This window comes from Streptomyces sp. NPDC043680, assembly GCF_056436685.1.
This window is the reverse complement of record NZ_JBWKCE010000005.1, coordinates 155451-182199: the sequence shown is the minus strand read 5'-3', so window position 1 is coordinate 182199 and position 26749 is coordinate 155451. Positions and strand designations below refer to the sequence as shown.

The 26749-nt window shown below is 73.5% G+C and carries 22 protein-coding genes; 14 read left to right on the top strand and 8 right to left on the bottom strand.

What is annotated here, in order from left to right; genetic code table 11:
• Positions 1 to 29 precede the first annotated feature (29 nt).
• On the bottom strand, positions 30 to 2300 hold the full coding sequence (locus AC0666_RS13140) for an FdhF/YdeP family oxidoreductase (RefSeq protein WP_468966881.1): 2271 nt from the start codon (positions 2298 to 2300) through the stop codon (positions 30 to 32).
• Between the two features lie 134 nt (positions 2301 to 2434).
• Between AC0666_RS13140 and polA the strand changes: the two genes are divergently transcribed.
• Positions 2435 to 5155 (top strand): DNA polymerase I, encoded by a 2721-nt coding sequence (gene polA / locus AC0666_RS13135; protein WP_468966878.1) that lies wholly within the window; start codon positions 2435 to 2437, stop codon positions 5153 to 5155.
• Positions 5156 to 5187: 32 nt separating this feature from the next.
• Here the strand turns inward: polA and AC0666_RS13130 are convergent, their stop codons facing one another.
• The gene (locus tag AC0666_RS13130) at positions 5188 to 6066 is read right to left on the bottom strand and encodes a DUF4184 family protein (protein WP_478707599.1); all 879 of its coding nucleotides are present in this window, start codon (positions 6064 to 6066) and stop codon (positions 5188 to 5190) included.
• 150 nt (positions 6067 to 6216) lie between these two features.
• On the opposite strand from AC0666_RS13130, the gene AC0666_RS13125 reads away from it, so the two are divergent.
• Genes AC0666_RS13125 through pgfA form a run of 3 tightly spaced genes read left to right on the top strand, consistent with a single transcriptional unit; the run spans position 6217 to position 8615 of the window.
• Positions 6217 to 7458, top strand: coding sequence for a lytic transglycosylase domain-containing protein (locus AC0666_RS13125; RefSeq protein WP_478707598.1), 1242 nt, complete (start codon positions 6217 to 6219; stop codon positions 7456 to 7458).
• A 29-nt stretch (positions 7459 to 7487) separates the two neighbouring features.
• Complete coding sequence (locus tag AC0666_RS13120) at positions 7488 to 7631, top strand: SPW_0924 family protein (RefSeq protein WP_468966872.1); 144 nt, start codon at positions 7488 to 7490, stop codon at positions 7629 to 7631.
• A gap of 12 nt (positions 7632 to 7643) precedes the next feature.
• Complete coding sequence (pgfA, locus tag AC0666_RS13115; RefSeq protein WP_478707597.1) at positions 7644 to 8615, top strand: cell envelope lipid trafficking protein PgfA; 972 nt, start codon at positions 7644 to 7646, stop codon at positions 8613 to 8615.
• On the opposite strand, the gene AC0666_RS13110 is transcribed toward pgfA, so the two are convergent.
• On the bottom strand, positions 8605 to 11271 hold the full coding sequence (locus tag AC0666_RS13110) for an ATP-dependent RNA helicase (RefSeq protein ID WP_478707596.1): 2667 nt from the start codon (positions 11269 to 11271) through the stop codon (positions 8605 to 8607). The two genes, pgfA and AC0666_RS13110, sit on opposite strands and share 11 nt — an antisense overlap.
• Before the next feature lie 4 nt (positions 11272 to 11275).
• Positions 11276 to 12130, bottom strand: a complete 855-nt coding sequence (locus AC0666_RS13105; RefSeq protein WP_478707595.1) for a class I SAM-dependent methyltransferase — start codon at positions 12128 to 12130, stop codon at positions 11276 to 11278.
• 421 nt (positions 12131 to 12551) lie between these two features.
• Here AC0666_RS13105 and rpsA point away from each other — a divergent pair, with 421 nt between their 5' ends.
• The 4 genes from rpsA (at position 12552) to AC0666_RS13085 (ending at position 16530) form a co-directional block, all read left to right on the top strand.
• Positions 12552 to 14060, top strand: coding sequence for a 30S ribosomal protein S1 (gene rpsA, locus AC0666_RS13100; protein ID WP_030292147.1), 1509 nt, complete (start codon positions 12552 to 12554; stop codon positions 14058 to 14060).
• A gap of 315 nt (positions 14061 to 14375) precedes the next feature.
• On the top strand, positions 14376 to 15314 hold the full coding sequence (locus AC0666_RS13095) for a PAC2 family protein (RefSeq protein WP_468584737.1): 939 nt from the start codon (positions 14376 to 14378) through the stop codon (positions 15312 to 15314).
• 81 nt (positions 15315 to 15395) lie between these two features.
• Entirely contained in the window at positions 15396 to 16007 is a 612-nt protein-coding gene (coaE, locus tag AC0666_RS13090; RefSeq protein WP_361720969.1) for a dephospho-CoA kinase, read from the top strand.
• A 121-nt stretch (positions 16008 to 16128) separates the two neighbouring features.
• Positions 16129 to 16530 (top strand): tetratricopeptide repeat protein, encoded by a 402-nt coding sequence (locus AC0666_RS13085; protein WP_478707594.1) that lies wholly within the window; start codon positions 16129 to 16131, stop codon positions 16528 to 16530.
• Positions 16531 to 16631: 101 nt separating this feature from the next.
• Here the strand turns inward: AC0666_RS13085 and AC0666_RS13080 are convergent, their stop codons facing one another.
• The gene (locus tag AC0666_RS13080; protein WP_468966859.1) at positions 16632 to 16889 is read right to left on the bottom strand and encodes a DUF6343 family protein; all 258 of its coding nucleotides are present in this window, start codon (positions 16887 to 16889) and stop codon (positions 16632 to 16634) included.
• Positions 16890 to 17094: 205 nt separating this feature from the next.
• Between AC0666_RS13080 and AC0666_RS13075 the strand changes: the two genes are divergently transcribed.
• Positions 17095 to 19935 carry a DEAD/DEAH box helicase gene (locus tag AC0666_RS13075; protein ID WP_468966856.1) on the top strand — a complete coding sequence of 947 codons (2841 nt, stop codon included), beginning with the start codon at positions 17095 to 17097 and terminating at the stop codon, positions 19933 to 19935.
• A complete protein-coding gene (locus AC0666_RS13070) occupies positions 19932 to 21137 on the top strand; it encodes an SWIM zinc finger family protein (protein ID WP_478707593.1) in 1206 nt (401 codons plus the stop codon). Before AC0666_RS13075 ends, AC0666_RS13070 begins: the two co-directional genes overlap by 4 nt.
• Here AC0666_RS13070 and AC0666_RS13065 read toward each other — a convergent pair.
• On the bottom strand, positions 21118 to 21666 hold the full coding sequence (locus AC0666_RS13065) for an HAD domain-containing protein (RefSeq protein WP_478707592.1): 549 nt from the start codon (positions 21664 to 21666) through the stop codon (positions 21118 to 21120). The two genes, AC0666_RS13070 and AC0666_RS13065, sit on opposite strands and share 20 nt — an antisense overlap.
• Before the next feature lie 194 nt (positions 21667 to 21860).
• Here AC0666_RS13065 and AC0666_RS13060 point away from each other — a divergent pair, with 194 nt between their 5' ends.
• Entirely contained in the window at positions 21861 to 22520 is a 660-nt protein-coding gene (locus AC0666_RS13060; RefSeq protein ID WP_478707591.1) for a chaplin, read from the top strand.
• Here AC0666_RS13060 and AC0666_RS13055 read toward each other — a convergent pair.
• Positions 22476 to 23195: a DUF2293 domain-containing protein gene (locus AC0666_RS13055; RefSeq protein ID WP_468966844.1), complete on the bottom strand. Its 720-nt coding sequence runs from the start codon at positions 23193 to 23195 to the stop codon at positions 22476 to 22478. The genes AC0666_RS13060 and AC0666_RS13055 overlap by 45 nt on opposite strands.
• 148 nt (positions 23196 to 23343) lie before the next feature.
• Here AC0666_RS13055 and AC0666_RS13050 point away from each other — a divergent pair, with 148 nt between their 5' ends.
• On the top strand, positions 23344 to 23808 hold the full coding sequence (locus tag AC0666_RS13050; RefSeq protein WP_468966841.1) for a cupin domain-containing protein: 465 nt from the start codon (positions 23344 to 23346) through the stop codon (positions 23806 to 23808).
• Here the strand turns inward: AC0666_RS13050 and AC0666_RS13045 are convergent.
• Positions 23772 to 25217: a WGR domain-containing protein gene (locus AC0666_RS13045; protein WP_468966838.1), complete on the bottom strand. Its 1446-nt coding sequence runs from the start codon at positions 25215 to 25217 to the stop codon at positions 23772 to 23774. The genes AC0666_RS13050 and AC0666_RS13045 overlap by 37 nt on opposite strands.
• A 91-nt stretch (positions 25218 to 25308) precedes the next feature.
• Here AC0666_RS13045 and AC0666_RS13040 point away from each other — a divergent pair, with 91 nt between their 5' ends.
• On the top strand, positions 25309 to 25962 hold the full coding sequence (locus AC0666_RS13040) for a nucleoside/nucleotide kinase family protein (RefSeq protein WP_468966835.1): 654 nt from the start codon (positions 25309 to 25311) through the stop codon (positions 25960 to 25962).
• A 179-nt stretch (positions 25963 to 26141) separates the two neighbouring features.
• Entirely contained in the window at positions 26142 to 26747 is a 606-nt protein-coding gene (locus AC0666_RS13035) for a hypothetical protein (protein ID WP_468584718.1), read from the top strand.
• Positions 26748 to 26749 lie beyond the last annotated feature (2 nt).

Below are 26749 nucleotides of genomic sequence, written 5' to 3'. Positions count from 1 at the left end.
GTTAACCATCTTGTCGTGAGGCCGTTCTATCAGGCCGGTTCGAAGCGCACGACGACGGACTTGCTGGCGGGGGTGTTGCTGGTGTCCGCGGTGGAGTCCAGCGGGACGAGCACGTTGGTCTCGGGGTAGTAGGCGGCGGCGCAGCCGCGGGCGGTCGGGTAGTGGACGACGCGGAAGCCGGGGGCGCGCCGCTCGACTCCGTCCTTCCACTCGCTGACGAGGTCCGTGTAGGAGCCGTCGGCGAGTCCGAGCTCGGCGGCGTCCTCGGGGTGGACCATGACGACGCGGCGGCCGCCGGTGATCCCGCGGTAGCGGTCGTCGAGGCCGTAGATGGTGGTGTTGTACTGGTCGTGGCTGCGCAGGGTCTGGAGCAGCAGCCGGCCGGCGGGGAGCTCGGGGTATTCCACGGGTGCGGCGGTGAAGTTCGCCTTGCCGGTCTTCGTGGGGAAGCGGCGCTCGTCGCGGGGGGCGTGCGGGAGGCGGAAGCCGTCGGGGCGGGCCGCGCGGGTGTTGAAGTCCTCGAAGCCGGGGACCACGCGGGAGATGCGGTCGCGGATGGCGGCGTAGTCCTTCTCGAACTCCTCCCACGGGGTGGCGGAGGCCGTGCCGAGGACGGCGCGGGCCATGCGGGCGACGATCGCGGGCTCGGAGAGCAGGTGCGGGGAGGCGGGGGTGAGGTTGCCGCGGGAGGAGTGGACCATGCCCATGGAGTCCTCGACGGTCACGAACTGCCGGCCGCCGGCCTGGACGTCCTTGTCGGTGCGGCCGAGGGTGGGCAGGATCAGGGCGCGCCGTCCGGTGACCGCGTGGGAGCGGTTGAGTTTGGTGGAGACGTGGACGGTGAGGGAGGCCTTGCGGATCGCGGCCTCGGTGACCTCGGTGTCGGGGGTGGCACCGACGAAGTTGCCGCCCATGGCGAAGAGGACCTTGGCCTCGCCGTCGCGCAGGGCCCGGATGGAGCGGACGACGTCGTATCCGTGGTGGCGGGGCGAGGTGATGCCGAATTCCTTGTCGAGGGCGTCGAGGAAGGCGGGTGCGGGGCGCTCGAAGATCCCCATGGTGCGGTCGCCCTGGACGTTGGAGTGGCCGCGGACGGGGCAGACGCCGGCGCCGGGGCGGCCGATGTTGCCGCGCAGCAGCAGGAGGTTGACGACCTCGCGGATGGTGGCGACGGCGTGCTTGTGCTGGGTGAGGCCCATGGCCCAGCAGACGATGGTGCGCTGCGAGGCCAGGATCATGGCGAGGGCGCGTTCGATCTCGGGGCGGGTCAGGCCGGTCGCCTTCAGGGTGTCGTCCCAGTCGGCCTGCCGGGCGGCGGCGGTGAACTCCTCGTAGCCGTGGGTGTGCTCGCGGACGAAGTCCTCGTCGACGGCGCCGTCCGTCTCGATGACGAGTTTGTTGAGGAGGCGGAAGAGGGCCTGGTCGCCGCCGATGCGGATCTGGAGGAAGAGGTCGGTCAGGGCGGTGCCCTTGAGCATGCCGAGGGGGGTCTGCGGGTTCTTGAACCGCTCCAGGCCGGCCTCGGGCAGCGGATTGACCGAGATGATCTGCGCTCCGGCGGACTTGGCCTTCTCCAGGGCGGACAGCATGCGGGGGTGGTTGGTGCCCGGGTTCTGCCCGGCGACGATGATCAGGTCGGCCTGGTGGAGGTCTTCGAGGGAGACGCTGCCCTTGCCGATGCCGATGGTCTCGTTCAGTGCGGAGCCGGAGGACTCGTGGCACATGTTGGAGCAGTCGGGCAGGTTGTTGGTGCCGAACTCGCGGGCGAAGAGCTGGAAGAGGAACGCGGCCTCGTTGCTGGTGCGGCCCGAGGTGTAGAAGAGGGCCTGGTCGGGGGAGTCGAGGGCGTTCAGCTCCTCGGCGATGATCTCGAAGGCGCGCTGCCAGGTGACCGCCTCGTACCGGTCGGCGCCTTCCTGCAGGAGCACGGGCTCGGTGATGCGGCCCTGCTGGCCCAGCCAGTAGCCGGAGCGTTCGGCGAGGTCGGCCACGGGGTGGGCGGCGAAGAAGGCGGGGGTGACCCGGCGCAGGGTGGCTTCCTCGGCGACGGCCTTGGCGCCGTTCTCGCAGAATTCGGCGGTGTGCCGCTTGTCACCTTCGGGCCAGGCGCAGCCCGGGCAGTCGAAGCCGTCCTTCTGGTTGACCTTGAGGAGGGTGCGGGCGGTGCGGGCGAGGCCCATCTGCTGCTGGGCGATCTTCAGGGTGTGCCCGATGGCGGGCAGGCCGGCCGCGGCGTGCTGAGGGGGCGCGACCTGCGGCGCGTCCTGTACGGGATCACCTGCGGGCGGCTTGGTGGCCATGTCGCTCCCCTTTGAGCAGTCGAGCAGCGCGGCGGACGGTGCCGCGCGGGCGGTGGTGCGGCTCCGATCCTGTCACGGACCGCCGACATCGCCGACGGGGGGAATTGTCGGTGGGGCCGCCTAGGATCGGGGGCGTGGCAGAGAACGCATCGAAGAAGACCGACCAGACGACCGCAGCGGACCGCCCCCGCCTGATGCTCATGGACGGGCACTCCCTGGCGTACCGGGCGTTCTTCGCGCTGCCCGCGGAGAACTTCACGACCGCGACGGGGCAGCCGACCAACGCCATCTACGGTTTCGCGTCGATGCTGGCGAACACGCTGCGCGACGAGGCGCCCACGCATTTCGCGGTGGCGTTCGACGTCTCGCGCAAGACGTGGCGTTCGACGGAGTTCCCCGAGTACAAGGCGAACCGCTCGAAGACTCCCGACGAGTTCAAGGGGCAGGTCGAGCTGATCGGTGAGCTGCTCGACGCGATGAACGTGCCGCGGTTCGCGATCGACGGCTACGAGGCCGACGACGTGATCGCGACGCTGGCCACGCAGGCCGAGGCCCTGGGCTTCGAGGTGCTGATCGTCACCGGTGACCGGGACTCGTTCCAGCTGGTCTCCGAGCACACCACCGTGCTGTACCCCACCAAGGGGGTCTCCGAGCTGACCCGCTTCACCCCGGAGAAGGTCGAGGAGAAGTACGGCCTGACCCCGCAGCAGTACCCGGACTTCGCGGCGCTGCGCGGGGACCCGTCCGACAACCTGCCGGGCATCCCCGGTGTCGGGGAGAAGACCGCCGCCAAGTGGATCACTCAGTTCGGGTCGTTCGCGCAGCTGGTGGAGCGGGTGGAGGAGGTCAAGGGCAAGGTCGGGCAGAACCTGCGCGACCACCTGGAGGCCGTGAAGCTGAACCGGGTCCTGACCGAGATGGTGCGGGACGTCGAGCTGCCCAAGGCGCCGGGCGACCTGGCCCGCCTGCCGTACGACCGGTCCGCGGTGACGGGTGTGCTGGACGTCCTGGAGATCCGCAACGCCTCTCTGCGCGAGCGGCTCCTCGGTGTGGACCCGGGTGCGGGCGAGGAGCAGGCCCCGGCTCCGGCGCCGGGTGTGGAGCTGGACGGGAGCGTGCTCGGCACGGGCGAGGTGGCCTCGTGGCTGGAGCGCCACGGGCAGGGCCCGCTCGGCATTTCCACGGTCGACAGCTGGGCGATGGGCCAGGGCAGCATCAGCGAGATCGGCCTGGCCGCTGCCGACGGGGCCGCCGCCTGGTTCGAGCCGTCGGCGCTGGACGAGGCCGACGAGCGGGCGTTCGCCGCGTGGGCCGCCGACCCGGCCAGGCCCAAGGTGGTGCACCACGCCAAGGGTCTGATGCGGGTCTTCCCCGAGCACGGCTGGACCCTGGCCGGGGTCACCATGGACACCGCGCTCGCCGCCTACCTGGTCAAGCCGGGCCGGCGCTCCTTCGCCCTGGACGCGCTGTCCAACGAGTACCTGCACCGGGAGCTGGCGCCGCCCGCGGCCGACGGGCAGCTCGCCTTCGGCGCCGACGAGACGGCCGAGGCGGAGGCGCTGATGGCGCAGGCCCGTGCCGTCCTCGATCTCGGCGAGGCTTTCACAGGCAAGCTCGCCGAGGTGGGCGCCGTCGAGCTGCTCCACGACATGGAGCTGCCTACCTCCGAGCTGCTCGCCCGGATGGAGCGGGCCGGCATCGCCGCCGACCGCGACCACCTGGAGGCGATGGAGCAGCAGTTCGCGGGCGCGGTGCAGCAGGCGGTGAAGGAGGCGCACGCGGCGGTCGGCCACGAGTTCAACCTCGGCTCGCCCAAGCAGCTTCAGGAGGTGTTCTTCGGTGAGCTGGACCTCCCGAAGACGAAGAAGACCAAGACCGGCTACACCACGGACGCGGACGCGCTGGCCTGGCTGGCCACCCAGACCGACCACGAACTGCCCGTGATCATGCTGCGGCACCGGGAGCAGGCCAAGCTGCGGGTCACCGTCGAGGGCCTGGTCAAGACGATCGCCGCCGACGGCCGGGTGCACACCAGCTTCAGCCAGACCGTCGCCGCGACCGGCCGGCTGTCCTCCACCGACCCCAACCTGCAGAACGTGCCGGTGCGCACCGACGAGGGCCGTGCCATCCGCCGCGGTTTCGTCGTCGGCGAGGGCTTCGAGTCCCTGATGACCGCCGACTACAGCCAGATCGAGCTGCGGGTGATGGCCCACCTCTCCGAGGACGCGGGCCTGATCGAGGCGTTCCTGTCCGGCGAGGACCTCCACACCACGGTCGCCTCCCAGGTGTTCGCGGTGGAGCGCGACCGGGTCGACCCCGAGATGCGCCGCAAGATCAAGGCGATGTCGTACGGCCTTGCGTACGGGCTCTCCGCCTTCGGCCTCTCCCAGCAGCTCGGCATCGAGCCCGCCGAGGCGCGCGGGCTGATGGAGACCTTCTTCGAGCGGTTCGGCGGGGTCCGGGACTACCTGGGGCGGGTGGTGGAGGAGGCCCGCGCCACCGGCTACACGGCGACGATCTTCGGCCGCCGCCGGTACCTGCCGGACCTGGGCAGCGACAACCGCCAGCGCCGCGAGGCCGCCGAGCGGATGGCGCTGAACGCCCCGATCCAGGGCACCGCCGCCGACATCGTGAAGGTGGCGATGCTGCGCGTGGACCGGGCGATCACCGGGGCCGGCCTGAAGTCGCGGATGCTGCTCCAGGTCCACGACGAAATCGTGCTGGAGATCGCCCCCGGCGAGCGCACGCAGGTGGAGGAGCTCGTGCGCCGCGAGATGGGCGCGGCCGTCGAGCTGCGCGCCCCGCTGGACGTCTCCGTGGGTGTGGGCCCCGACTGGGAGTCCGCCGCGCACTGATCCCGGGACGGCCCGGGCGGCGCCCGTCCCCGCTATGCGGTGGGGACGGGCGTTCGCGTCTCGTCGCGGGACCGGTCGCCGTCGCCGTCCCGGTCGCGGCCCTGGAGCGGGCGGTGCCGGAGGCGTACGAGGACCCCGTACAGCAGCAGGCCCACGGCGAGTCCGCCGCCCGCGCCGAAGCAGACGGTCGGGATGATGTCGAGCGGCGTACGGATCCGGTCGAAGAAGGTGAAGAAGCGCAGGACGCGCATCGTCACCCCGGCCGCCACGCACACCACGACCAGGGCGGCCCCGCACAGCATCTCCCCGCGGCCCAGCACCGGCACGGACGCCGGGAGCGGGGAGGCGGGCAGGCGGCGCAGGGCGGTCACCGTGAACCAGAGCAGGACGCCGGCCGCCACCGCCGAAGATCCGTACTGGAGGAAGGTGTAGGGCGGAAAGCCGAAGGCGATCGGCTCACCGAGCCAGGGCAGCGCGTTCGTACCCCACCGGTCCATGTGCGTGAAGCTGTCCCACAGGACGTGCGTGAGCGAGCCGAGGACCGCCGAGAGGTAGAACCAGAGCGCCAGCGGCGCCGGCCGGCGCTCCTGCCGCCACCGCTCGCCCCGCACGGCGGCGTGCACACGCCCCCGCCAGGGGCGGGGCAGCAGCGCGGTCAGCGGCTCGCGCAGCAGCAGCCAGCACGCCGTGAGGGCGGCGGTGAGCACGGCGTCCGCGGTGAACACGCCGGTCAGCGAGTGCGTGAAATCGCCGTACGGCATGACGCCCTCGACCACGGCGTCCGCGAAGTAGAACGTGTCGGGCGCGAACGAGCCGAGGACGAGCGCCGAGGCGACCAGCGGCCCCCGCGCGCGGCCGGTCCGACGGACGGCCGGCAGGACGGCAGCCGCATGGCTGAGCGTGAACGGCATGGCACCTCTCCTGGAGTCTGACGCGGAGCAGCCAGTATGCGTGAGCTGCGCACGGCGTGAGGACCTCGTGAAACCCGGGCGCCGATCCGTGGTGGCGTGAAGGGAGTTGACGTAAGGTCACGCGGACTTCGAGGGGAGGGGGCCCGGCTCATGTCGGCTCGGACGGCTCGATTCGGACGCAGGCTGCGCAGGGGCCAGGCCGCCGCCCTCGTCTGCGCACTCCTGGCCGCGGCGGTGACCGCCTCCCAAGGCCCGCCCGGAGAACGGCCGTCGGCAGTCGGCGGGGACGGCCTCGCACAGGCCGCCCCGCCGCCCCCGCCGCCGCCGGCCGGGGGTGGGGACACCGCCTGGTCCGCCGAACTCCCGCCCGCGACCGGCCCCGAGCCGCCGGCCACCGCTGCGCCCGACCCCGGGCCGCGCAACGAGCCCGGCGCCATGGGCGGCGCCGAAGCGGGACCCCGGGGCATACCGGCGACCGTGCTGGCGGCGTACCGGCAGGCGGAGCAGCACGTGGGCGCGTCCGACCCGCGCTGCGGGCTGCGCCGGCAACTCCTCGCGGCGATCGGCAAGGTGGAGTCCGATCAGGCGGCCGGCGGCCGGGTCGACGCCGCGGGCAGCACCCTCCGGCCGATCCGCGGGCCCGTACTCGACGGGCGCGGCTTCGCGACCGTCAAGGACACCGACGGCGGGGCGTACGACGGCGACGCGGTCCACGACCGGGCGGTCGGGCCGATGCAGTTCATCCCCTCCACCTGGGCGGTCTGGGGGCAGGACGCGGACGGTGACGGCCGGCGCAACCCGGACAACGTGTACGACGCCGCCCTCGCCGCCGGGCGCTACCTCTGCGCCGGCAGCCGGGACCTGCGGGTGGAGGCCGATCTGGACCGGGCCGTGCTCTCGTACAACCACTCCGCGGAGTACCTGAGGACGGTGCGGTCCTGGTTCGCGTACTACCTCAAGGGGACGCACGGGATACCGGACGGCGAGGGCTCGGGGACACCGGCCGTACCGCAGCCCCCGAAGCCCGCCCCGAAGCCGAAGCCGAAGCCGACGCCGACGCCCACCCCAAGCCCGACGCCCACCCCAAGCCCGACGCCCACGCCGAGCCCGACGCCCTCGCCCAGCCCCACACCGACGCCCGCGCCCACGCCTACGCCTACGCCTTCACCCTCACCGAGCGGTACGCCCCGCCCGACGCCTACTCCGTCCCCCCCGGCCGACCCCCAGCCCGGCCCCGAGCACCCGGCCGAGCCCGCCCGCGTCCCCCGGCCCGACGCAGACGCAGAGGCAGCCGCCGCCACCGTCGCCGGCCCCGTCACCGAGCCGTACGCAAAGCCCGTAGTCGAACGGTTCTCATCTCGCTCGCGCATTGCTACGGTGCCTCCTTCCTGACACCCCATCAGATCCCGGAGGGCCCTGCAATGCGCGCACTCGCCGCCGCCGCCGTCGGGCTTGCCGCCGCGCTGGCCCTCGTCTTCGCCGTCACGGCGTTCGGAGCGCCGGAAGGCAAGACCTCGCCCAGGCCGCTGCTCACCACCGCGCCCACCGCGCCCGGACAGGAGTAGGGAGGGCCGGCCGTGCGACGCAGAGTGAGCCTCGTCCTGCTGGCCCTGGCGGTCTTCTGCGCAGCACTCGCCCCACTGCTGCGCTGGTACGCGTACCCCCGCCTCGCCAAGATCCCGCCGAACCAGTACCAGGAGGTGGTCCTGGAGGCGAAGGACGCCACCCTCCTCGACTACACCGCCGGCATGGAGCCCAAGAAGGTCGACAAGGTCACGATCGTCCAGACCCTGAAGGGCGACGTCGAGGCCTCCGAGGAGATCGAGGCGAGCGCCGGCAGGGACGTCGTCGTGTGGGACACCCTCACCCACATCATGGGCCCGGACGGCAAGATGGTCTCCCAGATCCCCGAGCGCTACATCTTCGACGCCCACACCCAGGAACCCGTGCACGCCACCGGCGAGGCGGTCGACGGGGACCCGGTCAGGCGCGAGGGCATCGAGTTCAAGTGGCCGTTCTTCACCGAGCCGCGCGACTACCTCTACTTCGACGCGCAGACCCGCACCTCCTCGCCCATCCACTACGTCGGCCCGCGCACCTTCCACGGGATGGACGTGTACTACTACGAGCAGGCCGTGCCCTGGACCAAGGTCTCCCTGCCGAAGAAGATGCCGATCGAGGGCATCGACCCGGCGACCTTCGAGCAGAGCACCGGCACCAGCCTCTGGTACAAGACGAAGGCGATGTTCTGGGTCGACCCGGTGACCGGGGCTCCCGTCAACGCCGAGCAGGTCATCGAGCAGGAGATGCGCGGCGGCATCGCGGCCGGGGCCCCCGACGGCAGGCTCACCGTCTTCGCGGGGCACGTGAAGATGAGGGACGACTACGCGAAGTACACGCGCGAGCTCGTCGCCTCGAACCGGGTGAAGGTCCTCGCGCTGCACACGTACGCCCCGCTCGGGCTGGCGGCGGGCGGGCTCGCACTGTTCGGGCTCGCGCTGTGGCTGGAGGCGCGCGGCCGCCGCGCCGAGGAGGAGTTCACCGCCTGAGGCGGGCGTTGGTGTGGCGGGTGGGCTCCGCGGTGGCCGGGTCCTGCGGCCAGGGATGCTTGGGATAGCGGCCGCGCAGCTCGGCGCGGACGGCGCGGTAGCCGTCCCGCCAGAAGGAGGCGAGGTCGGCGGTCACGGCGGCGGGCCGCCCGGCCGGTGACAGCAGGTGGACGAGTACGGGCACGCCCGCGACCCGGGGAGTTGCGGCGAGCCCGAACAGCTCCTGCAGTTTCACGGCGAGTACGGGCTGCCCGTGCTCGGCGGAGTAGTCGACCCGGATCCGGGAACCGCTGGGCACCTCGATCCGCTCCGGGGCCAGCTCGTCGAGGCGGGCCGCCTCGCCGGTGGCCCAGGGCAGCAGCCGCTGCAGCGCCTGCCCGGCGTCGATCCGCCCGAGGTCGGCCCGGCGCCGGGCCCGGGAAAGCTCGGGCTCCAGCCAGTCGTCGGCGCGGTCCAGCAGCACGTCGTCGCCCTGTACGTCGGGCCAGGCGCCGCCGAGCGTGCGGTGCAGGAAGCCGAGCCGGGCCCGGAGGCCTTCCGCGTCCGCGGACCAGCGCAGCAGGCCGAGCCCCTCGGTGCGCAGGCCGTCGAGCAGAGCGGCCCGGACCAGTGCGGGGTCGGGGCTGCGCAGGGGGCGTACGGCGAGTTCTATCGCCCCGAGCCGTTCCACGGTGCGGGCGAGGACGTCCCCGTCCTCCCAGCGCACCTCTTCTCCGGCGGCGAGGAGGTGGCCGGCTGCGCCGCGGGCGGTGTCCTCGTCGATGACGGCGCCCAGCCGCACCCGCGCGGAGGCGGAATGCGGGGTGCGGTCGGCGGCGGCGACGGCCAGCCAGGGAGCGTGGCGCAGTCGCGAGCCTTCGGTGAGCTGGGCCGCCGTCCCGGAGGCCATGAGGAAGGCCCCCTCGCCCTTGGCTCTCGCCACCCGCTCGGGAAACGCCAGGGCCGCGACGAGCCCGGCGGCGCCGTCGTCGGGGAGGGAGTCGTCCCCCGCCCCGCCGTTGCCGGAAAGGCGGGGCTCCGCCCGAAGACCCCGCTCCCGGGGCGGAGCCCCGGACGCGGCCGGGGCGGCGTCCGCGCCGGCCGGGGTCGGGCGGTCCCCGGCGTCGGGTCCGGGCCGGGTGGGGGGCAGGCTCCGCGCGGCGGAATCCGCCCCCGCGGCACGCGCCAGGCGGGAGGCCTCCGCGCGCCAGCGCGCGGCGTAGCCGTCGCCGCCCCGGCGGGCCGAACGCCAGGCCGCGGCCAGGTCGTCGCCGTACTCCCGCGGCGGCTCCTCGCTCAGCAGGGCCACCACCTCGGCCGCCCGCCGGGCGCCGAGGGCCGGGGTTCCGTCGAGCAGGGCCCTGGCCAGCCGCGGGTGCAGCCCGAGCCGGGACATGGCGACGCCCCGCGAGGTGGCGCGGCCCTCGCCGTCCACCGCGCCGACCGCCGCCAGGACCGCCCGCGCGGCGGCCATCGCCCCGGCGGGCGGCGGGTCCAGCAGGGCCAGCCCGGACGCGTCGGGGTCGCCCCAGCAGGCGGTCTGGAGCGCGAACGCCGCCAGGTCCGCGGTCCGGATCTCCGGCGGCGGGTAGGGCGTCAGCCGGGAGTCCTCGGCTTCGGACCAGCAGCGGTACACCGTCCCCGGCGCCTCGCGCCCGGCCCGCCCGGCCCGCTGCCGGGCCGTCGCGCGGGAGGCCCGTACGGTCGCGAGGGAGCCCAGCCCCCGCGCGTGGTCGACCCGGGGTTCCCGGGCCAGCCCGCAGTCCACGACCACCCGTACGCCGGGCACGGTCAGGCTGGACTCCGCGACCGCCGTCGCCAGGATCACCCGGCGGTGCGCGGCCGCCGTCAGCACGGCCTCCTGCACGGACGCCGGGGCCCGGCCGTGGACCTGGAGCACCTCGGCGTCGACCGGCCCCAGCTGCCCGGCGACCCGGGCGATCTCGCCGACGCCGGGCAGGAAGCACAGGACGTCGCCGGAACGTTCCGCCAGTGCCCGCCGCACCACCGAGACCACGTGCGCCAGCTGCGCCGGGTCCACCCGCATCCCGTGCGGGGGCCGCACCGGCCGGGCCGGAGGCGCCCAGACCGTCTCCACCGGATACGAGACACCCGCGGCCTCCACCACCGGTGCGCCGCCCAGCAGCCCCGCCCACCCGGCCGCGTCCGTCGTCGCCGAAGCGGCCACCAGGCGCAGCTCCGGGCGCAGGGTCTCGCGTACGTCCAGGAGGAAGGCGGCGACGGTGTCGGCGCCGAGGTGCCGCTCGTGGCACTCGTCCAGGACGACCACGTCGACCCCGGCCAGCTCCTGGTCCCGCTGGAGGCGCTGGAGCAGCACGCCGGTGGTGACCACCTCCACCACCGTCCCGGGGCCGGCCACCCGCTCCCCGCGCACGGTGAAGCCCACGGACTCCCCGACCGGCTCGCCCAGCAGCCAGGCCATCCGGCGCGCCGCGGCCCGGGCCGCGATCCGGCGGGGCTCGGCCACCACGACCCGGCGCCGCGGCCCGCCGCTGGCCGGTCCCACCAGCCCGGCCAGCACCAGCGGCACCAGCGTGGTCTTGCCGGTGCCGGGCGGGGCGCAGAGCACCGCGGCGCCGTGCCCGTCCAGCGCCGAGACGAGCGCGGGCACGGCCTCGCGTACGGGGAGGGAGTCGAGGGCAGCCGTACGGATCAAGGGGTCAGTCCTCGGGTCGTTCGCAGACGAAGATCGCGGTGCCGGGGATCAGGTTGCCGCGCAGCGGGGACCAGCCGCCCCACTCCTGGCTGTTCCATTCGGGCCATTCCGGCTCGACGAGGTCGAGCAGGCGGAAGCCGCCCGCCACCACGTCGCGGACCCGGTCGCCGAGGGTGCGGTGGTGCTCGACGTACACCGCGCGCCCCTGCTCGTCCTGCTCCACGTAGGGGGTGCGGTCGAAATAGGAGGCGGACACGGACAGCCCCGCGGGGCCGGGCTCGTCGGGGAAGGCCCAGCGCACGGGGTGGGTGACGGAGAAGACCCAACGGCCGCCGGGGCGCAGGACGCGGTGCACCTCGCGCATCACGTTGACGGGGTCGGCGACGAAGGGGACGGCGCCGTAGGCGGAGCAGGCCAGGTCGAAGGAGCCGTCGCGGAAGGGCAGCCGTCCGGCGTCGGCCTCCACCAGCGGGACGTCCTCGCCGATGCGCAGGGCGTGCTGGAGCTGGCGGTGGGAGAGGTCCAGGGCCACCGGGCGGGCGCCCTGGGCGGCCAGCCAGCGCGAACACTGGGCGGCGCCGGCGCCGATCTCCAGGACGGTCTTGCCCTTGAGGGAGGCCGCCGGGCCGAGCAGGGCGGCCTGTGCCTCGTCGAGGCCCTCGGGGCCCCACACGAAGCGGTCGTCGCCGAGGAAGGCCCCGTGCTCGCTCTGGTAGTCGTCGGCGTTGCGGTCCCACCAGCTGCGGCTCGCCCGGCTGCTCTCCGCTTCATCGGCGTCACGGCGTGTGGCCTCGGCGTCGTCCTCGGCGCCGGCGGCGGCCTCGTACGCGTCTTCGGGGGCGTAGTCCTCTTGGTTCATGGGGCCCGTCGTCGTAGTCTGCGAACGTCTTGGATGTCTTCGGACGTGTCTTCGATGCGTCGTGAGTGGTGTGCGCGGCCGTGTCTCCCCGGAACTTTCCGGCCGGAGGCGAAGGCCACCGGCGTGCTCCCGCCCACGAATTGTGCCGGTTATGCGGTGATCCGCCCGGGGTGTGCGCCTTCGCGCATTGACCGTGTCCGGCTGCCCCCGTATGCTACAAGTTGCGCTGCGAGCCTGTGCTCCTCAGACCTAGCAGGCTGCGCTTGCATCTGTTGATGACCCCTCGGTTTTCGAGGCCCTTGCCGCCTTCGGCGGAATCTGGGGCTTCCTTGGCTGTCCGGCTTCTTCGGCAGATGCCGATAAGGGCTCCCGGCGTAGCAGTACCTACGACTTTCTGTCCGTAACCGGAGCCCTTTCCCACATGACGAGCAGCACCGAGACCACCTCTACCACTCCGCAGGTAGCGGTCAACGACATCGGTAACGAGGAAGCCTTCCTCGCCGCGATCGACGAGACGATCAAGTACTTCAACGACGGCGACATCGTCGACGGCGTCATCGTGAAGGTCGACCGGGACGAGGTCCTGCTCGACATCGGTTACAAGACCGAAGGCGTGATCCCGAGCCGCGAGCTCTCGATCAAGCACGACGTCGACCCGAACGAGGTCGTCAAGGTCGGCGACGAGATCGAGGCCCTGGTTCTCCAGAAGGAGGACAAGGAAGGCCGTCTGATCCTGTCCAAGAAGCGCGCTCAGTACGAGCGTGCCTGGGGCACGATCGAGAAGATCAAGGAAGAGGACGGCATCGTCACCGGTACCGTCATCGAGGTCGTCAAGGGTGGTCTCATCCTCGACATCGGCCTCCGTGGCTTCCTGCCGGCCTCCCTCGTCGAGATGCGTCGCGTCCGCGACCTCCAGCCCTACGTGGGCAAGGAGCTTGAGGCGAAGATCATCGAGCTGGACAAGAACCGCAACAACGTGGTCCTGTCCCGCCGCGCCTGGCTGGAGCAGACCCAGTCCGAGGTCCGCCAGACGTTCCTCACCACCCTGCAGAAGGGTCAGGTCCGCTCCGGCGTCGTCTCCTCGATCGTCAACTTCGGTGCCTTCGTGGACCTGGGTGGCGTCGACGGTCTCGTGCACGTCTCCGAGCTGTCCTGGAAGCACATCGACCACCCGTCCGAGGTCGTCGAGGTCGGCCAGGAGGTCACCGTCGAGGTTCTCGACGTGGACATGGACCGCGAGCGCGTCTCCCTGTCGCTGAAGGCGACGCAGGAGGACCCGTGGCAGCAGTTCGCCCGGACCCACCAGATCGGTCAGGTCGTCCCGGGTAAGGTCACCAAGCTGGTTCCGTTCGGTGCGTTCGTCCGCGTGGACGAGGGCATCGAGGGCCTGGTCCACATCTCCGAGCTGGCCGAGCGCCACGTGGAGATCCCGGAGCAGGTCGTCCAGGTCAACGACGAGATCTTCGTCAAGGTCATCGACATCGACCTTGAGCGTCGCCGGATCTCGCTGTCGCTGAAGCAGGCCAACGAGTCCTTCGGTGCCGACCCGGCGTCGGTCGAGTTCGACCCGACCCTGTACGGCATGGCCGCGTCCTACGACGACCAGGGCAACTACATCTACCCCGAGGGCTTCGACCCCGAGACCAACGACTGGCTTGAGGGCTACGAGACCCAGCGCGAGACCTGGGAGCGCCAGTACGCCGAGGCGCAGGTCCGCTTCGAGCAGCACCAGGCTCAGGTCATCAAGAGCCGCGAGGCCGACGAGGCCGCTGCCGCCGAGGGCGCTGCCGCCCCGGCCGCCGGTGGCAACGCCGGTGCGGGCATCTCGGGTGGCTCCTACTCCTCGGAGTCGGACGAGACCTCGGGCGCCCTGGCCTCCGACGAGGCCCTGGCGGCGCTGCGCGAGAAGCTGGCCGGCGGCCAGAGCTGATCGCAGCACCGCGCACGCACCGCGCTGCGGTGTGAGCTGAGCTGAAAGGTAAGGCCCGTCCCCGTGGGGGGCGGGCCTTACTGCTGTTCGGGGCGGGCGGGGCGTGCGTGCTGGCGATCGGGGCGGGGCGCGCCGCTGTGCAAGGCGGGCCGGGCTGCGGTCGCCGGGTCCGGCGCCCGGCCCGGCCCGGCGTCCGGTTTGTCCGGGCATGGGCGGCCGGTGGCCTGTTGCGTTCCTGTGAAAGCGCCAACTGGGGAATGGTGCAGCCCTCTTGGACGTTCTTGGCAAGGAAGGCGGCGAGGAGGAGTGGTGGCGGTGCTTGATCCACGAGGTTTGTACGAATGGGATGCCAAGGGACTGGCAGTGGCGGACCTGGCGTTGGCCCAGGACTCGGCCGGGCTGGTCATGCTCTACCACTTCGAGGGATACATCGACGCGGGCGAGGCCGGTGAGCAGATCGTCGAGCGGTTGCTCGACACGCTGCCGCACCAGGTCGTCGCCCGTTTCGACGCCGACCGGCTGGTCGACTACCGGGCCCGGCGCCCGCTGCTGACCTTCCAGCGCGACCACTGGACCGAGTTCGAGGAGCCCCGGCTGGAGGTCCGCCTCGTGCAGGACGCCACGGGTGCACCCTTCCTGCTGCTGTCCGGCCCCGAGCCGGACGTGGAGTGGGAGCGCTTCGCCGCCGCCGTCCGGCAGATCGTCGAGCGGCTCGGTGTGCGGCTCTCGGTCAACTTCCACGGCATCCCGATGGGCGTCCCGCACACCCGGCCCGTGGGCATCACCCCGCACGGCAACCGCACCGACCTGATGCCGGGCCACCGCAGCCCGTTCGACGAGGCGCAGGTACCGGGCAGTGCCGAATCGCTGGTCGAGTTCCGCCTCGGCCAGGCCGGGCACGACGTGCTGGGCGTCGCCGCCCACGTACCGCACTACGTGGCCCGCTCCCCGTACCCGGACGCCGCGCTGACCGTGCTGGAGGCGATCACGGCGGCGACCGGGCTGGTGCTGCCGGCCGTGGCGCACGCCCTGCGGACCGAGGCGCACCGCACGCAGACGGAGATCGACCGGCAGATCCGCGAGGGGGACGAGGAGCTGGTCGCCCTGGTCCAAGGCCTTGAACACCAGTACGACGCGGCGGCCGGGGCCGAAACCCGGGGCAACATGATCGCCGAGCCGGCGGAGATCCCGTCGGCGGACGAGATCGGCCGCGAGTTCGAGCGGTTCCTCGCGGAGCGCGAGGGCGAGGGCTGACCATGGGGGCGCGGAGCCGCGCCGACGACGCCGTACGGGGTGGCGCACGGCGGCGGGGGTGCGGGGTCTAGGCTGCTGGGCATGCTGAAGGTGGGCCTGACAGGCGGAATCGGCGCCGGCAAGAGCGAGGTCTCGCGGCTGCTGGCGGGGTACGGGGCGGTCGTCGTGGACGCCGACCGCATCGCGCGGGAGGTCGTGGAGCCCGGGACACCGGGGCTCGCGGCGATCGTCGCGGCCTTCGGGGAGTCCGTCCTGACCCCCGAGGGCGGGCTGGACCGGCCCAAGCTCGGATCGATCGTCTTCGCCGACCAGGCGAAGCTCCAGACCCTCAACGCGATCGTGCACCCGCTGGTCGGCGCCCGGTCGGCGGAGCTGGAGGCTGTCGCGGGGCCCGAGGCGATCGTGGTGCACGACGTACCGCTGCTCGCGGAGAACGGCCTGGCGCCGCTGTACGACCTGGTGGTCGTGGTGGACGCGGCGCCGCAGACGCAGCTGGCCAGGCTGACCGGGCTGCGCGGGATGGCCGAGGAGGAGGCGCGGGCCCGGATGGCCGCGCAGGCCACGCGTGAGCAGCGGCTGGCGGTGGCCACGCTGGTGATCGACAACGACGGGCCGCTGGCGGCGCTGGAGCCGCAGGTGCGCGACGTCTGGGAGGAACTCGCCGCACGGGCGGCCGCCGGAAACGGGGCCTGACCGGCGGACCGGCCGGTCCTGGTCGGCCGCCCGGCCGGGCCCGTCGGCGGATGGGCCGGGCCGTCGGAATGCGGGCGGGGCGGTCGGCGTTGAACGCGCGGGGAGAGGGAAGGAACAGACCGTGTCCGACACCACGCCGCATTCGGCGCCGCAGCCTTCGCCGTCCGGCGCGTCCCCGGAGACGCACGTCATCGACTACCGGGCCGCCGAGCAGCTGCTGGCCGCGCGGGACCCGCGCGGCGCAGTGAAACTGCTCGACTCGGTCATAGCCGCCCACCCGGAGAACACCGCGGCCCGGCTGCTGCGCGCCCGGGCCTTCTTCGCGTCGGCCCAACTGCGTCCGGCGGTGCTGGAGTTCGAGCTCGTGCTGGAGCGTGAGCCGGACAACGCGTTCGCGCACTTCGCGCTGGCCCGCACCCACGAACGCGCGGGCCGTCCCGCGCAGGCCCGCAAGCACTTCCGCCTCGCTGCGGCGCTGGACCCCCGGCCGGACTACCTGGCGGCGGCCCGCTTCGAGGAGTAGGCCTCGGCCGTGGCCCTCGATGCCCGGGCGGCGGGCGGTGGGCGGCTGTACGGGGCGGGCCGTGGCCGTCAGCGGCTGGGCGGCTCGTACGGCGTGTGCCCTCAGTGTCTGGGCGGCTCGTACGGCGGGATGTCGGGGCCGGGCTGGTAGTGCGGGCCCTGGTGGATGTGGTGCACCACCACCGTCAGGTCGATGGCCGCGAGCACCGCGACCACCCCGCAGGCGGCAGCCCAGCCGGGGCGGCCGACCATCGAGAAGGCGGCCGTGCCCGCGGCAGCCCAGACCAGTCCCCACAGGCTCAGCCAGAACCGCAGCCGCAGCGGGCTGCGCGCCGTCACCGGCTCGTTTCCGGAACGCATGACCATCGCCTCGCCGTCATCGTCCTACGCCCCTCCTACCCATGCTGCCACCGCTGCACCACCCGGGTGACGGGCGGCTGCACGGCGGGCTCCGATTCCGGCAAAGGCCCAGGCCGGGGGCGGTGTCAGTGGGGCCGCCTAGACTCGGCGGCAGAGCAGATCCGTCGGGTGGGGCACCCGGGGAGCACCAGGAGAGGGGGAGACCATGGCAGCGCAGGCCGAGGCGCCGGCACCGGCGGCCGCCCTGCTGCGGCATGCCGCCGTGTTCCTCCCCGCCCCCGTCCCCCGCGAGGCCCGTATCGCCTTCTGGGCCCCCGACGGCGACGCCCTGCCCGAGGCCGGGACGCCCACCCCGCTCACCGTGGTCCGCCCCCACGGCACCGGTGTCCGCACCCGTACCGTTCCCGCCGTGACCCTGCCCCTCGGCGCCGCCCTGCCGCTGCTCGCCCGCGCCCCGCGCAGCCCCGCCGCGCATCCGGCGACCCGGGCCTGGGGCACGGCGGCCGTGCAGGCCCTCGGCCTCGTGGCGCGCGGCCGGCTGCTCCCCGGTCTCACCGCCGACGGGGTCGACGCCTGGCGGGCCGGTCCGCTCGACGCCGAGGACATCGGCCACCTCCGGGCGGTCGCCGCCGCCCTCCCGCCCGAGGGGCATGCGGTCCCGCTGCCCGGGCGGCGCCCGCTTCAGCTGCCCGAACCGGAGGCTCTGGTGCGGGCGTTCCTCGACGCCGTCGCCGACATGCTGCCCCGGACCCCGGCCGCGCCCGTGGCCGCCGGGAGGCCGTTCGCGGCCGCGGAGCCGCAGCAGGTCCGTGCGATGGAGGCCTGGGCCGCGCAGGTCGCGGCCGGCGCCGACGCCGGGGTGGGCATCTCCCTGCGGCTCGACCTGTCCTCCTTCGAGATCTTCGATACGCCGGAGGAGCCCGGGGAGAGCGACACCCGCCGGGCGGGGGCCGCCGTGGTCCAGGTGCACAGCCTCGCCGACCCCACCCTCGTCACCGACGCCGCCCAGCTGTGGGCCGGCGCGTCCGCCGCCGGGTTCGGCCCGCGCGCCCGGATCGATGCCGTCCTCGCGCTGCGCCGGGCCGCCCGCGTCTGGCCGCCGCTGCTGCGCCTGCTGGACCAGCCGGTCCCCGATGCCCTCGCCCTCTCGGACCTGGAGCTCGAAGAGCTGCTGGGCGTGGGCGCGAGCCGGCTGGCGGCCGCCGGGGTCGCGGTCCACTGGCCGCGCGAGCTGGCCCGTACGCTGTCCGCGACCGCGGTCGTACGGTCCACCGCGCCCGGATCGGCCACCGACGGCACCGCCTTCTTCGACGCCGACCAGCTCTTCGCCTTCTCCTGGGAGCTGGCGCTCGGCGGCGACCGACTCACCCCGGGGGAGATGGACGCGCTGGCGCAGGCCCACCGGCCCGTGGTGCGCCTGCGCGACCAGTGGGTGCGGGTCGATCCGGAGCTGGTGCGCAAGGCGCGCAAGCGCGAGCTCGGACTGCTGGACCCGGTGGACGCGCTGGCCACCGTACTGACGGGGACGGCCGAGGTCGACGGCGAGCCGGTCGAGGCGGTTCCCGTCGGGGCGCTGGCCGCGCTGCGGGAGCGGCTGACCGGGGAACTGGCCCCGCTGCCCCAGCCCGCCGGACTGAAGGCGACCCTGCGCGACTACCAGGCCCGCGGCCTGGCCTGGCTGGACCTGATGACCTCGCTCGGCCTCGGAGGCTGCCTCGCCGACGACATGGGCCTCGGCAAAACCGTCACCCTGATCGCGCTGCACCTGCACCGGGACCGCCCCGAACCGACCCTCGTCGTGTGCCCGGCCTCGCTGCTCGGCAACTGGCAGCGGGAGATCGAGAAGTTCGCCCCGGGGGTGCCGGTGCGGCGCTTCCACGGCGGCGGCCGCAGCCTCGACGGACTGGCCGGCGGCTTCGTGCTCACCACGTACGGGACGATGCGCGCGAGCGCGGCCCGGCTGGCCGAGCAGAGCTGGGGCATGGTCGTCGCCGACGAGGCGCAGCACGTGAAGAACCCGCATTCGGCGACCGCGAAGGCGCTGCGCACCATACCGGCGCCCGCCCGGGTGGCTTTGACGGGCACCCCGGTGGAGAACAACCTGTCCGAGTTGTGGGCGCTGCTCGACTGGACCACGCCGGGTCTGCTGGGCCCGCTCACCACCTTCCGGGCCCGCCACGCCCGCCCCGTGGAGCACCAGCAGGAGGAGGACGGGGGCAATGAGGCGGCCGTTGCCCGGCTGGCGGCGCTGGTGCGGCCGTTCCTGCTGCGCCGCAAGAAGTCCGACCCCGGTATCGCCCCCGAGCTGCCGCCCAAGACGGAGACCGACCACCCGGTCTCACTCACCCGCGAGCAGGCCTCGCTCTACCAGGCGGCGGTGGACGAGGCGATGGCGGTGATCGGGGCGAGCGAGGGCATCGAGCGGCGCGGCATGATCATGAAGTTGCTGGCCTCGCTCAAGCAGATCTGCAACCACCCGGCGCAGTACCTGAAGGAGGAGCAGCCCCGGATCCCGCACCGCTCGGGCAAGCTGGCCCTGCTGGACGAGCTGCTGGACACGATCCTGGCGGAGGACGGCTCGGTCCTGGTCTTCACGCAGTACGTGACGATGGCCCGGATCATCGAGCGGCACCTGTCGGCGCGGGGGATCGCGCACCAGCTGCTGCACGGCGGCACCCCGGTCGCGCGCCGGGAGGAGCTCGTGGACCGCTTCCAGTCCGGTGAAGTCCCGGTCTTCCTGCTCTCGTTGAAGGCGGCGGGCACCGGGCTGAACCTGACCCGGGCCGGGCATGTCATCCACTTCGACCGCTGGTGGAACCCGGCCGTCGAGGAACAGGCCACCGACCGCGCCTACCGCATCGGCCAGACCCAGCCCGTCCAGGTCCACCGGATCATCGCGGAGGGCACGGTGGAGGACCGGATCGCCGAGATGCTGGAGGCGAAGCGGGCCCTGGCCGACGCCGTCCTCGGTTCGGGCGAGGCGGCGCTGACCGAGCTGACCGACCGTGAGCTGGCCGACCTCGTCGCGCTGCGGAGGCCCGCATGATCACCGCGCGGGACGACCGCCGCCGGACCTTCGACGCCGTGCCCGCCGGGGTGGAGGCGGTCAGCTGGTGGGGCCGGGCCTGGGTGTCGGCCTTGGAGGAGACCTCCCGCGACCCGGCCCGCCTCGCGCGGGGGCGGGCGTATGCGGTCGAGGGCCACGTGGAGTCGGTCACGGTCACCCCGGGCCGGATCGTCGCGTACGTCCGGGGCAGCCGGGCCCGCCCGTACCGGACGGAGCTGGCGCTGAGCCCCTTCCCCGACAGCGTCTGGAGCGAGGTCCTGGAGGAACTGGCGGCCGACCCCGGGGCTCTGGCCGCGCTGCTGGAGCGGGAGGTTCCGCAATCGCTGGCGGGTACCGTCATGCCCGGCGCGGGCGAGCTCGTGCCCCGCTGCTCCTGCCCGGACACGGGCCGTCCGCCGTGCAAGCACGCCGCGGCCCTCTGCTACCGGGCGGCGCGCCTGCTCGACGAGGACCCGTTCGTCGTGCTGCTCCTGCGCGGCCGGGGCGAGCGGGAGCTCCTCGACGAGCTGACCCGCTGCAGCGCCGCCCATGCCGCCCGCGAGCGGCCCGACGCGGCGCCCGGCCTCCCCGGCGTCCCGGCGCGGGCCGCGCTCGCCCGTGGCGTGCTGCCCCCGCTGCCGGCGCCGCTCGCCCCGCCGGCCGCGGCCGGCCTCCCGCCCGCCTACCCGGCCGATCCCGCCGCCCCGGACCCCCTCGCCCTGGAGCAGCTCGCCACGGACGCCGCCGCCCGGGCCCTCGCCCTGCTCACCACCGGCGAGGACCCCTTCGCCGGGCTCACCCTCTGGCAGGACGCGGTCCGCCTGGCCTCCGCCCACCCCACGGCGGGACTGACCGGCGCGGCCCGCACCCTCTACCGGGACCTGGCGCGCGCCACCGGCCGCACCCCCACCGACCTGGCGCGGGCCGCAGCGGCCTGGCGCCAGGGCGGGCTGCCCGCACTCGACGCGCTTGAGGAACCGTGGGATCCGCCGGCCGGCCCCTTCGACCGGGCGCGCCCCGCGCTCCTGGCCGCCTCCCTGGGGGCGTTCCGACCCGACCGCAACCGCCTCACCGGCCACACCCGCCAGCTCCGGCTGGGCCGCGACGGCCTCTGGTACGCCTACGAGTCCCGCCCGGGCGCCGACGACTGGTGGCCCACGGGCACCCCGTCAGCCGACCCCCTCAGCGCCCTCCTCGGCTGAGCTGCGCCGCCCAATCGGCCAGGGCCGCGAAATCGCGGGGACGCAGTCCCCGGCGGGGGTGGATGCGCAGCAGGAGGGCCGGGGCGGGGTGGCGGGCGGCGACCCACGCGCGGTCCCGGGAGGTGATCATGTCGTCCACCCAGGCGAAGGGACGGCCCGCGGCCCAGTCCAGGAGGGGGCGGGTCTTCCAGGAGAGCCCGTCGGGGTCACGCACGAAGAGTTCCGGCCATTCGATGACGGGAAGGTCGGCGGGTAGTCCGATGTGCGGGGCGATCATCGTGTTGGCCTCGTGCATCCACGTGGTGGCCCACACGAGTTCGTAGGGCAGGGCGAGCAGGCGGGCGCCGTGGGCGGGGTGGAGGCGGACGCGCAGGCCGCGCTGCGCGCTGCGTGAGTCCGGGCGCCGGCGGGACATCCAGACGGCCGGGCGCATCCGGTGGCTGGTGTATCCACGCAGGCCGGCCAGGGGGGAGCGGAAGGGGTTGAGGGGGCCGTCCACATCCAGGAGCAGCAGGGGGCGAACACTCATGAAGGAGGCCCTACCCAGTACACGATGGAGTGAAATGCCCACCGGCTCTATAACCCGAATGGGTTTACCGCGTTGTTCCGGTGCGGGTCCAACACCCGTAACTCCTCCGGAAAGCAGGGAAACTGATGCGTCACAGTCGTCGGAATGGCTTGATCGCCACGGTGGTTGCGGGAGGCGGACTTGCGGTCGCGGGTGTGAGCGGCTTCGCCTATGCCGACGCGGATGCCGGCGGGGTGGCCGAGCGTTCGCCGGGGCTGCTGTCCGGGAACCTGGTGCAACTGCCGGTGCACACGCCGGTGAATGTGTGCGGCAACACCGTGAGCGTGGTCGGCTTGCTCAACCCGGCCGCGGGCAATCGCTGTGCCAACGGGCAGCCGGGGCCCTCCCAGCCGTCCTCGGAGCCCTCGCACCCGGCGACGCCGGGGACCGCGAACGGGGGCGGTGCGCACGCCGCCGCAGGGGGAAAGGATTCACCGGGCGTACTGTCCGGCAACGGGATCCAGCTCCCGGTCGACCTCCCGTTGAACGTGAGCGGCAACTCCGTCAACGTCGTCGGAGTCGGCAACGCAACCGGGGGCAACACCTCCGTCAACGGCACGCCCAGCAGCCCCAAGCCGTCCCAGCCGTCCCAGCCGTCCCAGCCGACGCAGCCGACCCGGCCCCCCGAGTCGTCGCGGCCCGCCGTCCCGTCCCAGCCGGCCGCCGCGGGGCGGCCCCTCACCCCGGCCGCACCGCCGCAGCACGGCTCGGCGCTCGCCCACACGGGGGCCGAAGGCATGGGCTACCTGCTGCCCGGCGGCGGCGCCCTGCTACTGGGCGGAATGCTGCTCTACCGCCGCTTCCGCCTCGGGTAGGGCCTCGCAGGACACTTGTGGTGGCGGCGGTGTCCCCCAGGCGTCCAGGATCGCGTCGATCTGCGGGGCCAGGCGGGCCCGGGCCGCGAACCGCGGTACGCCCGCCATCAGCAGGGCGTCGTACTCGGTGTCGACATGCCGTACGGCAGCCCGGACCGCCACCGACACGGCCGGCCCGTCCAGCGCGCGGCCGGCCGCGGTACGGCCGACCCGGCCGCTGCCGCGTACCGAGGCGTGGGCCGCGATCGCCTGCGCCCGCTCGGCCGGGCATCCCGGGAACAGCCGCAGTATCTCGGCGGCGAACGCCGCCGTGAACCGGACGTCCTCGGCCGCGCGGCGCAGCCGGTCGCGCTCCCGGCGGCGGGCCCGTGCCTCGGCGTCCGCGAGGCAGGCGCGCTCCGCGCGGGCCAGGGCCGGTTCCTCGACCAGGATGCCCTGGCGTTCGTAGCGGCGGCGCCGCTTGTTGAAGCGGACGACGACGGCGGACAGCGAACTGGCCTCACGGGCCCGCCGGGAGAGCGCGGCGTCCCCGCGCGGCAGGTACACGAGGTGGCCGAGGTCGGCGCAGTCCAGACAGCGGGGCACGCCGACCTCGCGGACGAGATGACGCATCGGTCCCTGACGGCACTGCGCGCAGTGGATCGCCTTCAGCGACTCGAAGACCACGAGGCTCATGCCGATGTGATACCGCCACCGGGTCCTGTTATCACCTTGCCGCACACCGGGGTTGAGGTTTGACGAACTCTCCCTCGATGTCCGGATGTCCCTCTACCGTGGGTGGACGGGGCTGCGGTATGGCCGTACTGCCCATGAAGGAGGACACATGGGCGGGCAGCAGACGACGGCGCGGCTTTCCAGAGCGGAGGCCCGAGCGGCCGACCGGGCGGCGGCGCGGGTGCGGACTCGAACGGAGCACCTGGCCGGGCAGGAGGTCGTCATAGAGCCCGGTGGTTGCACCGGCTGGCACTTCCACGAGGTTCCGCTGATCGCACTGGTCCGATCCGGGACGCTGACCCGCATCCTGCACGACCACACGGTCGTCGTGCACCGGCCCGGGGACAACTTCGTGGAACCCCCGGGCATCGAACACGTCCACCTGGGCCGCAACCTCGGACCCGACCCCGTCGTGCTGTACGTGACCTCCACGCTCGCCGAAGGCGACGCCTTCTCCATACCCGCCGCGGCCCCGCCGGGCGCCGCACCGTGTTCCTGCCCGGGGTGCCTTCCCCGCACCCCGGGAGGCAAGCCCGCTCACACCAGGCGGCGTATCTCCCCGCGCACCCGGTAGAAACCGCCCGAGGCCGCATGCAGCCCGTCCACCACGTACCGGGCGCCGGGTTCCCGGATCCCGCGCGGGAACTGCACGTTCCAGTGGGGCTCGAAGCCGCCCGACACCACCTGGACCCGTATCCGGCCACCCTGCTGGACGCACTCCACCACCACGCCGTCCGCCGGCGCCGCGGCCACCGAGACCGTGGCCACCGCCGAGGGGGACGCCGCCGGGGTGAACACCGGCAGCGCAGCGGCCGACTTCACGTCCACCGCCGTCGGCACCGAGCCCCGCTGGGCCGCGGCTATCGCCGCCTCGCTCGCATCCACGCAGACCAGCGAGCCGTCCGTGGTCACCAGGTACAGCCGCTCGTCCAGGTACTGCATGGACAGCGCGGCCCCGCTGCCCGTGCCGAGCTTCCACAGCCGCCGCCCGTCCGCGTCGAAGCAGTAGACGGAGGAGGCGAGGTCGCCGGCGAACACGTGCCGCCCGTCGGGGGAGGTCGCGCAGGAGTACACCGCCGCGTCACACCGGTACGAGGCCTCCACCGCGCCCGTCGCCTTGGACAGCCGCTGCACCGTATTGCGGCCGGTCCCGGCGAACACCGCGTGCTCCTCCTGCCAGCCGAACAGCACCGAGCCGTCCGTCGCGGTGTGCCACAACTCCTTCCCGCCGTCCGGTGCGTACGCCGTGACGCCTCGGCTGTCGCCGTGGTAGACCGCGCGCTCGTCCGCCCGCACCATCCACGCGTTGGTGCCCGACGAGCGCCGCGACCACTGGAACTCGTCCTCGTGGTCGATGACGGTCAGCCCGCCGCTGCGGTCCGACACGCTCAGCACACCCTCGTGGATGTCGAGCCAGAAGATGTCCACGTCCGCCGCGATGTCGTACGCCCCGAACGGAACCTTCGACGACAGGTCGTACACCGTGCCGTCGTCACAGCCCGCGTATATCCAGAACTCGTCCGCCACCAGGCACTTCACCCCGTCCGGCAGCGCGTACCGGGCCAGGACCTCGCCGCCGTGGCTGAGCGTGTAGACGTCCCCCGCCTGGTTGCCCACCCAGCAGCGGTCCTCGTCCACATGGATCCCGAACGCCGAGGACCCCGTACGGAAACGCCACAGCACCGGAGCCACCGCGCGCGCCGTCGACGGCGCGGCGGTGACCTGCCGACGGGTCACCGCCCGGGCGGCGCGTCGGCCGCGCACGGCCGGTGCGTACCCCTTGCGGACCTTTTCGCCGATCTTCTTCGCAGCGGCCGCCCGGGCCTTCTCGGCGGTCGGGAACGAGGAGCTCTGCAGCTGGCCTTCCGCCCCGATGCGGCCGTACCGCACCGAGACGGCCGTGCCGTCCACCGTCACCTCGTAGAACTTGTGCGCTCCGCCGCCGTCCTGCGACAGCTCCAGATAAGTCGTCTCGCGAGCCATGACAGACCCCTCCCCAAGGCCGGGCCAACGGCTCCTTCCCGCCGGTGATCCCTCGTCAAAAACGCTAAGGCCCACCACTGACAATGGGCTCGTGCAGCTGGAAGCGATCACATGGCAGCGGATGGCCGAGCGGCTCGCCGCTCACCTCGACGAACACAGACCCGCGACGGACCAGGCCAGTTGGCAGCGCGTGGGGATCGACGGCGCGCCCGCAGCAGGCACCGGGCTGCTCGCCGGGCAGCTCGCCGACGCGCTGCGGCCGCGCGGCCGCGCGGTCCTCGTGGTGGCGGCCGAGGGATTCCTGCGCCCGGCCTCCCTCCGCTTCGAGTACGGCCGCGAGGACGTGGACGCCTACCTCGGCGGCTGGTACGACACGGCCGCCCTCTGGCGGGAGGTGTTCGGCCCCACCGACCCGGGCGGTACCGGCAGGGTCCTGCCCGACCTCTGGGATCCGGTGACCGACCGGGCCACCCGCAGCCCGTACACGGAACTGCCGCCGGGCGGCGTCGTGATCGTGCACGGTCCTCTCCTGCTGGGCCACTGGTTCCCCTTCGACCTCAGCGTGCACATCCGCCTCTCCGCAGCAGCCCTGGCCCGCCGCACGGAGGAGTCCGCGCGCTGGACCCTGCCCGCCTTCGCGCGCTACGAGTCCGAGACCGACCCGGCCTCGACCGCCGACGCCCTGGTGAGGGCCGACGACCCACGCCACCCGGCGTGGACCGGCATCCGCGGGGAGGCGCCCTGAGCCGCGGCGGCCGGCCTGAGCCCTGCCGTCCGGTCACGGACGTACCCGATCCGCAACAGCCCGATCCCCGCCCGGTGACGACCGTGATCAGGCCATCGTCGTGGCCGATACCGGACGCTACGTTGACGGGAACGCTTCAACGGCGGCCACCCCCTGGCCCCTTGGCAGAGGAGACGGCAATGAGCAGAGGCCCCAAGGCAGCGGCACTGGCCGCGCTGGCCCTGTGCGCGACCCTGGCCCTGACGGGCTGCAACGGTGACACGGACACGGGAGCCGAGGGTCCGACCCCCGGCGGCGCCCCCGGCGCGACCACCGCCCCGCCCTCGGCCCCCGTCGGCGGTGCACTGCCGGCGCCCTCGAAGCCGCCGGTGAAGGCCACGCCGGCCGCGTCCGCCGCCGCGCCCGGCAAGCCCGAGCCGTCGGCCCCCGCGCCCGCCTGCGCCTCCAAGATGCCGATCTCGCCGGACGAGATCGCCGTCTACCGCTACACCCCCGAAGGCGGCTTCCACAGCCTGATCGTCAGGCACGGCCACTGGGGCTGCCCCGGTCCGGGCGGTGCCGCCCACTTCGAGACGGTCGGCGTGGAGACCTTCATCCCGATCGCCGAGGACGCCAAGATCACGGCCCTCACCCCGATCGTCGCAAGCCCGGTGAGCAAGCCGATCACCCTCCACGAGCTCACCGAGTGGCTCATCGCCCACCCCGACAAGGGCCTGGTGTTCCACTACAACGTGGGCAAGTCGGGCGCGATCGAGACCCTCGGCCAGGAGGAATACCTCACCTGAGG